Raw genomic sequence first — 12,011 nt, 5'->3', positions numbered from 1 at the left:
CGAAGGCGGTTCGGCGCCGACACGCCGCGGCGTGTCGGCGGTGTCCTCTCAGTTACCTCTCAGTCGATGCGGTCAAACTGGTGGCATGCGCATTCTGGTAGTCGACGACGATCGCGCCGTCCGGGAATCGCTGCGCCGATCGCTTACCTTCAACGGCTACTCTGTCGATCTCGCGGTGGATGGCGTGGACGCGCTGGAGAAAGCAACCGCCCAGCGGCCGGACGCCCTCGTGTTGGATGTGATGATGCCCCGGCTGGACGGGCTGGAGGTCTGCCGACGCTTGCGCAGTACGGGTGATGATTTGCCGATTCTGGTTCTGACAGCACGGGATTCGGTATCCGAGCGAGTTGCCGGACTCGATGCCGGGGCTGACGACTATCTGCCGAAACCGTTCGCACTGGAGGAATTGCTCGCGCGGCTGCGTGCTCTGCTTCGCCGGACCACCGCCGATCCGGGCGAGGTGTCGGAGGCAATGAAGTTCGCCGATCTGTCGCTGGATCCGGTGACCCGTGAGGTGTCCCGCGCTGCCCGCCAGATCAGTCTCACGCGCACCGAGTTCGCCCTGCTGGAAATGCTGATGGCGAATCCGCGCCGGGTACTCACCCGTAGCCGCATTCTCGAGGAAGTGTGGGGTTACGACTTCCCGACCTCGGGCAACGCTCTCGAGGTCTACATCGGCTACCTGCGCCGCAAAACCGAGGCAGAAGGCGAGTCCCGGCTGATCCACACGGTGCGCGGCGTCGGTTACGTGCTGCGGGAAACTCCTCCGTAGGCCGGCGATCATGGCACGCACCACTCCCAAGCGTCCCGTTGTCGCCGCACTCGGCAACGGACCGGTCGAACACCGCGACATGCGACCACCGATGCCGTTGACCCGTTCGATCTCGCTGCGCTGGCGAGTGACCCTCCTCGCCGCCTCCGTGGTGGCGATCGCGGTGGCCGTGACGTCGATCGCGGCTTACGCCCTGGTCGCGCGGGCACTGTATGCCGACGTGGACGCGCAGTTGCGCACCAGGGCCAGCGCCGTGATCGCCAGCAACCCGTACGGCTTCAACATCCAGAATCTGATGGTCGCCACCGCCTTCTACAACGACACCGGCATCGCCCTGATTTTTCCCGACCTGAGGCCGTATTCGCCGCCGCAATCGACCGATCCTCCGGTCGGGAACCAGGAACTCGAGGTCGCGCAGGGCGAGCTGAGTTCGTCGCTGCGCACCGTCGGCAATCAGCGTGTGCTGGCCGTAGGCACGAACTCGGGTGCGACGCTGGTCATCTCGCAGCGACTCGACCCGACTCGCGAGGTGCTCGACCGGCTCGCCTGGTTGCTGTTCGTAGTCGGCGGCTGCGGCGTCGTGCTGGCCGCCGCGGCGGGAACGGCGGTCGGTCGCACCGGACTGCGACCGATCGCGCGGCTCACAGCGGCCACCGAGCGAATCGCCCGCACCGACGACCTGACGCAGATCCCGGTGACCGGCGATGACGAACTGGCCAGACTCACGGACAGTTTCAACACGATGCTGCGCGCGTTGGCCGAGTCTCGCGATCGGCAACGCCGGCTGGTCGCCGACGCCGGCCACGAATTGCGTACTCCGCTCACGTCATTGCGTACCAATACCGAGCTGCTGATCGCCGCGGGTCGTCCTGGCGCCCCTCGAATACCGGACGAGGACATGGCCGGCTTGCGGGCAGACGTCCTCGCCCAGATCGAAGAGCTGTCGACCCTGGTAGGCGACTTGGTCGATCTCGCACGCGAGGACGCGCCGGAAACCGTCTACGAACGGGTGGATCTCGGCGAAGTGGTGGAGCACGCGCTCGGGCGCGCCCGGCGCCGCCGGACGGGAATCGAGTTCGTCGCGGACCTGCGCCCGTGGTTCGTCTATGGGCACGAGGCCGGGTTGGAGCGCGCGGTGCTCAATGTGCTCGATAATGCGGCGAAGTGGAACCCCAGCGGCGCCCAGGTCCGCCTCGCTATGCGCGAGAGCGGTCCCGGCCTGCTCGAATTGTCCATTGACGACGCGGGACCGGGAATTCCCGTCGCGGAGCGTGAGCTGGTGTTCGAGCGGTTCTATCGGACCACGTCATCGCGGTCGATGCCCGGTTCCGGTCTCGGCTTGGCGATCGTGAAGCAGGTGGTGACGAAGCATGGCGGGACTATCGCGATCGATACGTCGGATCGCGGTGGCGCGGTGGTCCGCATCGTTCTCCCCGGCGAGGCGGGGGCGAACGATGTGGACGAGTGAAAGTGACCATCGCGCTTTGTCCGGATGCGGCTGTCGGCCCGATCCGGTGGGTCGACAGCACAATGGCGGCGAATTTCCACCGCGATGATCGTGTTGGTGCCGAATATTCGTCGACTGTGTGGTACTTCGAGCATTGTTTCGGCGGGGATTTGTTGTGGCGGATTCCGGTTCGCCGCGTGATGCGGCGTATCGCCGGGGCGCGTGGTGAACCGCCGGGGAGCGGGGTGCCGGCGGGCTGCGTATCGTAATTTTCGACGGGACGATGGGAGTGGCCGGTGGTTGTCGCCTGGCGGTCGAAGTCCACCAGTGCGACGCAATGCACACCACCGCAATCGCACATCTCGGAAAACTGAAAGCACGGTCTCAGTCCGCTCTCAGTCGCCGCGGCCACAGTGGTCGACAGACGTGAGGAGAAACGAGGAATCGATGACCGAGGATTCGAAGGATCGCCGGGAGGAGCCGGGGACGGCGGGTGCCGGGTCGGGGGATCGGCCGACCGAGCAACTCTACGGCCCGGCGGCCGGCGCCCCGTTCGGTGGCGAAGCCGGACCCGCGCCGGTCGGGGGCGTATTCGGGCCGCAGGATGCGCCCGGTCCCGGTTACGTCCCGCACGACGCGCAGCACCCTATGGCGCACCATCCGACCGCGCAGTTCTCCCGTCCGGAGTACGCCACAGGTCCCTTCCCCCAGCCGAACGCCGCTTATGGCGCGCACCACGTGTCGCCCGACCGCTCGTTCCGCACCGGCCTTGTCGCGGGCGCGGTGGCGCTCGCGCTGGTCAGCGGTGGCCTCGGTGGCGTGGTGGGCGCGCTGGCAACCCGGACCGACGACGGCCGCGCGCCGGTGACCAACGCACTGGACGCGCCGAAGCCGAACTTCAGTAACGTGGCCAACGCCCCGGCCGGCTCCACCCAGGCGGTCGCGCAGAAGGTGCTGCCCAGCGTGGTCATGATCAAGGTTGCCAGTAGCAGAGCCGAAGGCGAGGGCTCCGGGGTGGTGCTGTCCGCGGACGGCCTCATTCTCACCAACAACCACGTCGCCGCGGGTGGCGGACCGGACGCCAAGATGAACGTGATGTTCTCCGACGGCAGCACCGCGCCGGCCACGCTGATCGGGGCCGACCCGGTCTCCGACCTGGCGGTCATCAAGGTCTCCGGCAAGAACGGTCTCACTCCGATCGAACTGGGCACCTCGGCGAATCTGCAGGTCGGCCAGCCGGTTGTGGCGATCGGCTCGCCGCTCGGCTTGGCCGGGACGGTCACCACCGGCATCGTTTCGGCGTTGAACCGACCCGTCGTGACATCCGGTGACGGGAGCGGGGAAAGTCGTGGAGTCAGTCCGGTGATCGACGCGATTCAGACCGATGCCGCGATCAATCCGGGAAATTCCGGTGGTGCGCTGGTGGACGGCAGCGGCAAGCTCATCGGCATCAACACCGCGATCGCGACACTCGGGCCGACCGAGATGGCCGGCGGTCAGACCGGATCCATCGGGCTCGGATTCGCGATCCCGGTCGATCAGGCCCGCCGGGTCGCCGACGAACTCATCAAGAACGGAAGGGCCACCTATGCGCAGCTGGGCGTCAGCGTCGCGCGTCAGCAGGATCCGGCTCAGACGGTCTCCGGCGCGAAGGTTCGCGACGTCACGTCGGATGGTCCTGCCGCTCGTGCCGGCCTTCCCTCGGGAGTGGTCGTGACCAAACTCGATGACCGGCCGATCGATTCCGGCGACGCGCTCGTCGCCGCGGTCCGCTCGCACCAACCAGGAGACAAAGTGAAGGTCACTTACACCGATGAACAAGGCAACAACGCCAAGACCGTCGAGGTGACCCTCTCCGGCGCGCCCGCGGACGGTGGCCGATGATGCGGGTGTTGCCGGGCGGACATACCCGGCTGATCGGTGTCGACGGCGACGTTCGCAGCGCGGAGGCCGAGTTGCTCGACGCAGGCGCTACGGTGAGCAGCATGGAAATCGATGCTCCTGTGGCGGGGCGTGCTCTGGTGGTGGTCGTCGACGATCGAACGGCGCATGGAGGTGTTGACTCGCTCGGTCCGCTGGTTACCGAGCTGCTCACCGAGGCCGGTTTCCTCGTGGACGCGTCGGTGTCGGTGCAGGCCGACGAGGTGGAGATTCGTAACGCGTTGAATACCGCGGTGATCGGCGGCGTCGACTTGGTGATCTCGGTCGGCGGCACCGGCATGTCCCCGCGGGACGTCACGCCGGAGGCCACCTCGCAGGTGCTCGACCGTGAGTTGCCGGGCATCAGTGAGGCGCTGCGTTCCTCCGGCCGGGTGGCGGGCTCACTGGATGCGGGCCTTTCCCGTGGGGTGGCAGGCGTGTCCGGAAGCACTCTGGTGGTCAATCTGCCCGGCAGCCGCTCCGCGGTTCGTGATGGCATGGCGACACTCGGCCCGCTCGCCAGCAGGGTGATCGGCGAGTTGTCCGGATTGGTCGAGTAATCACCACTACGCCACCCCCGGACAACCCGGACAGCCCTCGCCCGGCGATTGGCCGGGCGAGGGATGCTGCGCGTCTAGCGAAGATTTTCGGTTCGACCCTGCCCGAGACCACCCGTGACGAGCGCGACGACGACCGCGACGATCGTCGATCCTCCGACGATTGGCTCCGCGCGCAGGTTCCTCCGCATCACGGTTGAGCAGGCTATCTACGTAGTAGCTACGTATTAGCGCTCCCGGATGCCATAATCCACGCGCAATCATTTCCTTCTGAAAGTAATCCCGCCGGATAGATTTACGGTCCTGTCCCGTATTCGGTCCCTGGCGCTGTTGTGACGAATGACGAATGGCATGGGTCGGCCGTCGGTAGCGGTTGGGCATTTATGCACGTCATGGCATGTCAGAATGGTCGCAACTGTGAGTTACGCCACTTTGAACTTTACGAAAGCTTGCGTTGCAGCGTTGTTGGCGAGCGTTTAATGTTCGCCATCGAGCCACCACAACTGGATCCCACCAGGCCCGGAGTATCGCGCGGTGTGACGACCTTGACGGAACCTGGCTCGGTTCCATAGCCAGCCAGGTCGTTGCGTCGAACTTACAGCCGGTTACGCATCGGCAACAATGTATGGACACACTGAGCTGGGCCTGAGAGGGACCAGTCCAGCCTCGATGGTCGAGGCTGACTGTTTGAACCTGATGAGGGGAAGTATGAGCGAGAACCGCACCAACGGCCTGCGTCGCGGTGCCCGCGTCGCAGGCGTCGGCGCCGCCGCGGCAGTTGCCATGGGACTGCTATCGACCGGTGCTGCCAACGCCGATACCTTCGTGCCGTTGCCGGACGGCCAGAAGGTGGGACCTGGCGTGACGATCACCAGGACGGGGGAGCGTGCTCTGGTCTCGCCGTCGCTGGCGGCCAATGGCGCTGGCCGCGTTGTCTGGGTATCGGGCAACGCCATTGCCGACGTCTCCGTCACGCCGGAGGGCTCCATCGGCCCGAACAATGGTGCAGCCGGAGGCCCCGGCACCAACAACTCCTCGACGCACGGCGCGTCTCAATTGAGCACCGGCTACATCGTCGGCTGCCAGGTCAGCATCGCTGATGACGCGATCTCCGCCGGCGTGTCCGGTGGCGTCAACCTCAGCGGCGCCAGCGCCGGCGGATCGATCGGGTTGAACCTGGGCCCGGGTGAAGTCAAGTTCGTTCAGATCGACTACAAGGACATCCTCAAGCCGGGTGTCTACTCCGTCGAGTACCAGGACGCCGAGATCCAGCTCCAGGGCTGCGCGGGCTACGCGCAGGCGCGCTCCTACACGGTTGTCGAGATCATCGGTGACGACTACTCGAAGACCACGCTCTACGGGATGCCGTTCAGCATCGGCTGACATCTGTCGAATCCAACGAACCACCTTCCCGCTGAAGCGGACTCACTCAACCCTCGAGGGGTAACAACCATGTTCAACCGTAAGAACTTGGCACGGATGGCCGGTGTCGGCGCCGCTGCCACCGTGGCCATGGGCCTGTTCTCGACCGGTGCGGCGAACGCCGACACCTTCGTCCCGCTGCCGGGCGGCGAGCTCACCAAGACGTTGTCCGATGGCACCGTGGTGACGATTCGTCTGGTCGGCGAGTCGGCCAACATCAATCCGTCCATGGGTTCGACCCCGCTGCATCGCAACGCGTGGGTATCGGGCAGCGCTCAGGTCGAGCTGTCCGGCACCGCCGGCGGCAAGATCTTCCCCGGTTACACCGTCGGTTGCCAGGTCAACATCGCGGGCGGCGGCGCCACCGGCGGGGTCGACGGCAACGTGGACTGGAGTGGCGAGAGCGTCACCGGCGGCGTCGGCGCCAACTCCGGTGGCAATCTGACGTTGGGTCCTGGTCAGGCGAAGTCCTTCTATGTCCTCGACCAAGAGGCGGCCGACGACTTCGGTAACGAGGTGCACAAGACCCGTAATGCCTTCAAGGGCACCAGCGGCTCGGTGACCTGGTCCGACGAGACCATCGGTCTGTCCGGCTGTGGCGGCTACGCGCAGGCGCGGGCGTTCATCAGCGTCGAGGTGGAGACCGACAACGTCGTCACCTGGGTGACGCTGTGGGGTAAGCCTTTCAGTCTCGGCTGAGTGATCGCGGGTGAAAAGCCCGCCGACGCCAACGAAATGGGCTCGTCGCATCTGCGGCGGGCCCATTTCGTTGTGAAACCGAGTGCTGTGAAACATCACTCGCGATCCTAACCGGATCGCTTGCGGATCGTCGGCGGTTCGACGTGGCTTGCCTGAAATTCCTGAAAAGTCTGGTTGGTGCCGAATAATAGTGTACGGGCCGCGATCGCTCGACCTGCGATGTCGGCGGACCGCCTAGTGGACAGCACATCCCACCGGGCGCCGTCGGCCTCGAGCGAGCTGCCCACCCCAACACCCCAGGGTGGACAGACGCAACCTGACGAGGAAAGTATGACCAACTACCGCCGCACCAACGGACTGTCCAGAGCTGTTCGCATCGCTGGTGCTGCCGCCGCGACAACCGTTGCCACTGGTTTGTTCTCGACCGGTGCCGCGAATGCCGATGTCTTCGTGCCGTTGCCGGACGGCCAGAAGTACGGCCCCGGCGTGACTCTCACTCATGTGGGTGAACGCGCCCTGATCTCCCCTTCCCTGGCCGCGAACGGTGCCGGCCGTGTCGTGTGGGTGACGGGGAATGCCATTGCCGACGTATCCGTCACGCCCGAAGGGGTGATCGGGCCCACCAATGGCCCGGGAAATGCGCCGGGCACCAATAATTCGTCGACCCATGGTGTTTCGCAGATCAGCACCGGCTATGTCGTCGGCTGCCAGGTCAGCATCGCTGATGACGCCATCTCCGCGGGCGTGTCCGGCGGTGTCAATGTCAGCGGCGCGAGTCTCGGCGGTTCGATCGGGTTGCAGTTGGGTCCCGGCGAGGTCCGGTTCGTCAGCCTCGATTACAAGGACATCCTCAAGCCCGGCGTGTACGCCGTCGAGTATCAGGATGCCGAGATCCAAGTCCAAGGCTGCGCCGGCTATGCCCAGGCGCGTTCCTACACGGTTGTCGAGATCATCGGTGATGACTACTCGAAGACCACGCTGTATGGGATGCCGTTCAGCATCGGCTGACGCCGACCGGATTCGTCAAAACTCTTTTCGCCGAGGCGAACTCGATTCTGGAGGGGTAACAACATCATGATCGACCACAAGAAGTCGGCACGCGCGGTCGGGCTGTGCGCATCTGCTGCCATCGCGTTGGGTTTGCTCTCGACCGGTGCGGCGAATGCCGATACCTTCGTTCCGCTGCCGGGCGGCGAGCTCACCAAGACGCTGTCCGATGGCACCGTGGTGACGATTCGTCTGGTCAACGAGTCGGCCAACATCAATCCGTCCATGGGCTCGACCCCACTGCATCGCAACGCGTGGGTATCGGGCAGCGCTCAGGTCGAGCTGTCCGGCGCCGCGGGCGGCTTCCTCTTTCCCGGTTACACCGTCGGCTGCCAGGTCAACATCGCGGGCGGCGGCGCTACCGGCGGTGCCGACGCCGGTGTGGACTGGAGTGACGGGCAGAATATGCGCCCCTCGGTCGGGGCGAACTCCGGCGGCAATCTGTCGCTGGGTCCTGGTCAGGCGAAGTCCTTCTATGTCCTCGACCTCGAGCAGGCCGACGATTTCGGCAACTCGGCACACCGGACGAATATCAGGTTCAAAGGCACCCACGGCTCGGTCACCTGGGCGGATGAGACCATCGGTCTGTCCGGCTGCGGCGGCTACGCGCAGGCGCGGGCGTTTGTCAGCGTCGAGGTCGAGACCGAGAACGTCAGCACCTGGGTGACGTTGTGGGGAGCGCCGTTCAGCCTCGGCTGAGCGCTGGGCAACCCTCCGACCACACGCGAAAGGGTCCGTCGTGGCGGGCCCTTTCGCGTGTAGCACAGTGGATTTCAGAATTCGTGCCGTCCGCCTTCGCTGGCCCTGGCCTCGGCGAGAAGATCGCGGATCTGGATCAGTACGTCCGAATCGGTCAAGGCGGAGTCGTCGGACCGCCGCGTCTTTATCTTTGTTGCCGGCGCCACGAGCACGAAGTACAGCACTACGGCGATAATGATGAAGTTGATCAGGGCTGTGATGATCGGGCCGACCTGAACGAACGTTGCTGGCTTGTCGGCAATCAGGCGGAAACCGAGCCCGACCTCGTCGCTGCCGCCGAAGACGGCGAGAATCGGATTGACGACACCACTACTGAACGCGGTGATAATCGCCACGAACGCCGTACCGATGATCACGGCAACCGCCAGGTCGACGACATTTCCGCGGAACAGAAACTCCTTGAAACCCTTGAGCATTGCCGATGTCTCCTCTTCGTGTGGAGCTGACCAGTCGTGCTCGGCGGTCCCCGCCTGCCGGTATGCCAGATGTTAGTAGACGGTAATGGCAAATTACTGGCGAACTGGTTCGGTCGGTATGTCGGTCAATGGAAGACGACGGTGAGTGCGGTGTGCAGCGAGGCCAGCGCCACGGCAGTGGCGTGTTCGGCGTCCGTGGCGACCAGCACTACGCGTTCGGCGGCGCCGCGTCCGTCGCCGGGGCCGGCGACCAGGATGACGGCGGCGTCGGTAGCAAGGGGCCGTACCGATCGGGCGCCTGGTCCGGCGGTTTCCTCCGCGCCGACCACGTCGACGCGGTCGCCCGCGCGCAGGATCTCGGCGACCGCGGTGTCGGCCAAGCGGATCGGAACGATCCTGGCGTCCCGCGTGCCGGAGGCCGCGGCGGCCAGCCGTGGGCCGACGACGCGCAGATCGGTGAAAACCTCGCCCTCCCGCATGGCGCCGGTCAGAGTGGCTCCGACCAGCGCGGCCGGATCAATCACCACGCCGGCTGGCAGAGTGCCCGCTTCGCGCGGCGCCGAACGTAGGTCGCCCGCGGCGATCAGGTGTCCCGGCGCCAGATCTCGACCTGCGAGCACGACCGTCGTGCGTTCGGTGCTGGGATCGCCGCGGAAGAAGAGGACGGCTGCGAGCACCGCGAAGGCGGCGGCGAGCAGCCGTCGAGCGAGCACGGCATCGGCCCAGGGTGGGCGTTGCCACACCGAGTCCCAGCCGCCCCGGCCGAGAGTGGCTAGTGCGCGAGTCATGGTCGGATCCTATGGCCGCAGACGCACGGACCCGGCGGGGAGAACGGCGGACTGTGGATAGCCCGAATGGGCTGTGGAAACCCTCGAATCAGCTGGCGACAGCGGTGCTGGCCGCCGTGGCGGAACCGCTCGACGCGCCGGATTCGGTGGACGGAGCCGAAGAACTGTTCGAGCCGCTGTCGGACTTGGCGGGGTCACTCGCGGTGGAAGCGCCACCACGGCTGTCGGTGCGGTAGAAACCGCTGCCCTTGAAAACGATGCCGACCGAGTTGAACAGCTTGCGCAGCTTCCCCGAGCACTCCGAGCAGACGCTCAGGGCCTCGTCGGAAAAGGACTGAACGATATCGAAGCGGTTGTCACACTCGGTGCACGCATACGAATAAGTTGGCACAGGATCCTCCGCGGGTTCGTCAATCTGGCACTCTACAGCCGACAGTGCCAACACCGCCAATCAGTATTTCATTCCGCGATGCTATTGCCGCCCAGCCGTCGCAAGCCGCCACGCGGCGTCAATGCCCAACCCACGCGCAGATCATGGGGTTCCTCGGGGAGGCGGTCGACCAGTTCGTCGTCCCGGACCACCGCGACCAGGCGGGCATCCGCGCGTGCGGCCGACAGCGTGCGGTCGTAGTAGCCCGCGCCACGTCCGAGCCGGACGCCGCGCCGGTCGACGGCGAGCGCCGGGACCAGGATCAATTCGGCCCGGCCGACGGTCGGAGGGGGCAGTACCGCGCCCGTCGGCTCCAGCAGCCCGAAGCGTGCTCTACGCAGACTGTCCGGGCCGGTGTACTCGCCCCAGCTCAGCGGACCCGGAGGACCGGTGACCGGCAGAAGCACCCGCGCGCCACCCGCTCGTAGTGCGTCCAACATCGCTGGGGAGCCCGGCTCGGCGTCAACCGGTACATACGCGCAGACCCATGCACGTGCGTCCAGGCAACCAGCCGCGGCGGCCAGTGCGATCGCCTCGTTCGCGCGATCGGTGGCGCTCACCGCGGCCCGCCGGGCGAGCAGTTCGGCGCGCCACGCATGTTTGGCACGCTCGCCGGGCATCTCCACGGTGATCACCATAGGCTCACCCCGGTATCGGGTCGGCGCGACGCCGGTCCGGCGGCGTGATGGATGGATAGGGTATGCGTATGACAGCAAAGGCCGGACAGCCTGGTGACGCCGCGCTGGTGTCGTGCTTCCGCACAGCCGTGGTGCCCGCGGCCGGGCTCGGAACACGATTCCTCCCCGCGACCAAGACGGTGCCGAAGGAACTTCTTCCGGTGGTGGACACCCCCGGGATCGAACTTGTCGCCACCGAGGCTGCCAGCTCCGGCGCCGAGCGGCTGGTGATCGTCACCTCGCCGGGCAAGGACGGCGTGGTCGCGCACTTCGTCGAGGACCTGGTGTTGGAGAGCACGCTCGCCGAGCGCGGCAAATTCCATCTGCTGGAGAAGGTGCGCAAGGCGCCTGGGCTGCTCGACGTCACCTCCGTGGTGCAGGAAGAGCCACTCGGGCTCGGCCACGCGGTTGCCCAGGCGGAGAAGGTCCTCGACGATGACGAGGACGCCATCGCGGTGCTGCTACCGGACGACCTCGTGCTGCCGTGCGGCGTGCTCGACGTGATGAGCCGGGTGCGCCGTAAGCGCGGTGGAACGGTGCTGTGCGCCATCGACGTACCAAAGGACGAGGTCAGCGCCTACGGCGTCTTCGATGTGGCGCCGGTGCCGGACGCGGTGAACCCGAATGTGCTGCGGGTCAAAGGAATGGTGGAGAAGCCCGCCCTTGCCGACGCGCCGTCGACCTTCGCCGCCGCGGGCCGATACCTCTTGGATCGCGCCATCTTCGACGCGCTGCGCCGGATCGAGCCGGGCGCCGGCGGCGAGCTACAGCTCACCGACGCCGTCGCACTGCTCATTTCCGAAGGTCATCCGGTTCATGTGGTGGTGCACCGTGGGTCGCGCCACGATTTGGGCAACCCGGGCGGTTATCTTCGAGCTGCGGTCGATTTCGCGCTGGAACGAGCGGAGTACGGCCCCGCCTTGCGCGAGTGGCTGCAGCACCGACTCGGTCCGGACTGGGATCCGCAGCTGACGACCTACGACTGACGAGCCTGTCGGGTTTCGCCGAGAGTGGACCGTCGGGTACGAATGAGGGTCCACCGCGGTGTGCGCGAACGCGGTTGTGCCGCGTCGGGAT

At 66.1% G+C, this 12,011-nt stretch carries 13 protein-coding genes; 9 read left to right on the top strand and 4 right to left on the bottom strand.

The window, feature by feature from the left end:
• Positions 1-85: 85 nt before the first annotated feature.
• The 8 genes from AB0B25_RS02625 (at position 86) to AB0B25_RS02590 (ending at position 8,563) form a co-directional block, all read left to right on the top strand.
• Complete coding sequence (locus tag AB0B25_RS02625; protein WP_357173620.1) at positions 86-772, top strand: response regulator transcription factor; 687 nt, start codon at positions 86-88, stop codon at positions 770-772.
• A 79-nt stretch (positions 773-851) separates the two neighbouring features.
• Complete coding sequence (locus AB0B25_RS02620; protein ID WP_357174137.1) at positions 852-2,240, top strand: HAMP domain-containing sensor histidine kinase; 1,389 nt, start codon at positions 852-854, stop codon at positions 2,238-2,240.
• Positions 2,241-2,666: 426 nt separating this feature from the next.
• Entirely contained in the window at positions 2,667-4,103 is a 1,437-nt protein-coding gene (locus tag AB0B25_RS02615; RefSeq protein WP_357173617.1) for a trypsin-like peptidase domain-containing protein, read from the top strand.
• A 101-nt stretch (positions 4,104-4,204) separates the two neighbouring features.
• On the top strand, positions 4,205-4,699 hold the full coding sequence (locus tag AB0B25_RS02610) for a MogA/MoaB family molybdenum cofactor biosynthesis protein (RefSeq protein WP_357073042.1): 495 nt from the start codon (positions 4,205-4,207) through the stop codon (positions 4,697-4,699).
• 705 nt (positions 4,700-5,404) lie between these two features.
• Entirely contained in the window at positions 5,405-6,079 is a 675-nt protein-coding gene (locus AB0B25_RS02605) for an MspA family porin (protein ID WP_357073039.1), read from the top strand.
• 69 nt (positions 6,080-6,148) lie between these two features.
• Entirely contained in the window at positions 6,149-6,817 is a 669-nt protein-coding gene (locus AB0B25_RS02600; protein WP_357173614.1) for an MspA family porin, read from the top strand.
• Between the two features lie 330 nt (positions 6,818-7,147).
• Complete coding sequence (locus AB0B25_RS02595) at positions 7,148-7,825, top strand: MspA family porin (RefSeq protein WP_357173612.1); 678 nt, start codon at positions 7,148-7,150, stop codon at positions 7,823-7,825.
• A gap of 66 nt (positions 7,826-7,891) precedes the next feature.
• The gene (locus AB0B25_RS02590) at positions 7,892-8,563 is read left to right on the top strand and encodes an MspA family porin (protein ID WP_357173609.1); all 672 of its coding nucleotides are present in this window, start codon (positions 7,892-7,894) and stop codon (positions 8,561-8,563) included.
• Between the two features lie 74 nt (positions 8,564-8,637).
• Here AB0B25_RS02590 and mscL read toward each other — a convergent pair whose 3' ends face one another.
• The 4 genes from mscL to AB0B25_RS02570 all read right to left on the bottom strand — a co-directional run bounded on the left by mscL (position 8,638) and on the right by AB0B25_RS02570 (position 10,895).
• On the bottom strand, positions 8,638-9,039 hold the full coding sequence (gene mscL, locus AB0B25_RS02585; protein ID WP_357173606.1) for a large conductance mechanosensitive channel protein MscL: 402 nt from the start codon (positions 9,037-9,039) through the stop codon (positions 8,638-8,640).
• Positions 9,040-9,164: 125 nt separating this feature from the next.
• Positions 9,165-9,827, bottom strand: coding sequence for an SAF domain-containing protein (locus AB0B25_RS02580; RefSeq protein ID WP_357173604.1), 663 nt, complete (start codon positions 9,825-9,827; stop codon positions 9,165-9,167).
• Between the two features lie 88 nt (positions 9,828-9,915).
• Positions 9,916-10,218, bottom strand: a complete 303-nt coding sequence (locus AB0B25_RS02575) for an FmdB family zinc ribbon protein (protein WP_357174134.1) — start codon at positions 10,216-10,218, stop codon at positions 9,916-9,918.
• A 68-nt stretch (positions 10,219-10,286) separates the two neighbouring features.
• On the bottom strand, positions 10,287-10,895 hold the full coding sequence (locus AB0B25_RS02570) for a 5-formyltetrahydrofolate cyclo-ligase (protein WP_357173602.1): 609 nt from the start codon (positions 10,893-10,895) through the stop codon (positions 10,287-10,289).
• Between the two features lie 68 nt (positions 10,896-10,963).
• On the opposite strand from AB0B25_RS02570, the gene AB0B25_RS02565 reads away from it, so the two are divergent.
• Complete coding sequence (locus tag AB0B25_RS02565) at positions 10,964-11,920, top strand: UTP--glucose-1-phosphate uridylyltransferase (RefSeq protein WP_357174131.1); 957 nt, start codon at positions 10,964-10,966, stop codon at positions 11,918-11,920.
• The last annotated feature ends 91 nt before the right edge of the window (positions 11,921-12,011 follow it).

The organism is Nocardia sp. NPDC049190, from assembly GCF_040648115.1.
Classification (GTDB): domain Bacteria; phylum Actinomycetota; class Actinomycetes; order Mycobacteriales; family Mycobacteriaceae; genus Nocardia.
Note: the sequence above shows the minus strand (reverse complement) of the source record. Positions and strands in the feature narration are given on the sequence as shown.

What these genes read in the sequence shown, in the direction of transcription:
- AB0B25_RS02600 (WP_357173614.1), top strand. Translation starts at nt 6,149, where the DNA reads ATGTTCAACCGTAAGAACTTGGCACGGATGGCCGGTGTCGGCGCCGCT.
- AB0B25_RS02565 (WP_357174131.1), top strand. Translation starts at nt 10,964, where the DNA reads ATGACAGCAAAGGCCGGACAGCCTGGTGACGCCGCGCTGGTGTCGTGC.
- AB0B25_RS02595 (WP_357173612.1), top strand. Translation starts at nt 7,148, where the DNA reads ATGACCAACTACCGCCGCACCAACGGACTGTCCAGAGCTGTTCGCATC.
- AB0B25_RS02570 (WP_357173602.1), bottom strand. Translation starts at nt 10,895, where the DNA reads ATGGTGATCACCGTGGAGATGCCCGGCGAGCGTGCCAAACATGCGTGG.
- AB0B25_RS02625 (WP_357173620.1), top strand. Translation starts at nt 86, where the DNA reads ATGCGCATTCTGGTAGTCGACGACGATCGCGCCGTCCGGGAATCGCTG.
- AB0B25_RS02590 (WP_357173609.1), top strand. Translation starts at nt 7,892, where the DNA reads ATGATCGACCACAAGAAGTCGGCACGCGCGGTCGGGCTGTGCGCATCT.
- AB0B25_RS02605 (WP_357073039.1), top strand. Translation starts at nt 5,405, where the DNA reads ATGAGCGAGAACCGCACCAACGGCCTGCGTCGCGGTGCCCGCGTCGCA.
- mscL (WP_357173606.1), bottom strand. Translation starts at nt 9,039, where the DNA reads ATGCTCAAGGGTTTCAAGGAGTTTCTGTTCCGCGGAAATGTCGTCGAC.
- AB0B25_RS02620 (WP_357174137.1), top strand. Translation starts at nt 852, where the DNA reads ATGCGACCACCGATGCCGTTGACCCGTTCGATCTCGCTGCGCTGGCGA.
- AB0B25_RS02615 (WP_357173617.1), top strand. Translation starts at nt 2,667, where the DNA reads ATGACCGAGGATTCGAAGGATCGCCGGGAGGAGCCGGGGACGGCGGGT.
- AB0B25_RS02610 (WP_357073042.1), top strand. Translation starts at nt 4,205, where the DNA reads ATGGAAATCGATGCTCCTGTGGCGGGGCGTGCTCTGGTGGTGGTCGTC.
- AB0B25_RS02580 (WP_357173604.1), bottom strand. Translation starts at nt 9,827, where the DNA reads ATGACTCGCGCACTAGCCACTCTCGGCCGGGGCGGCTGGGACTCGGTG.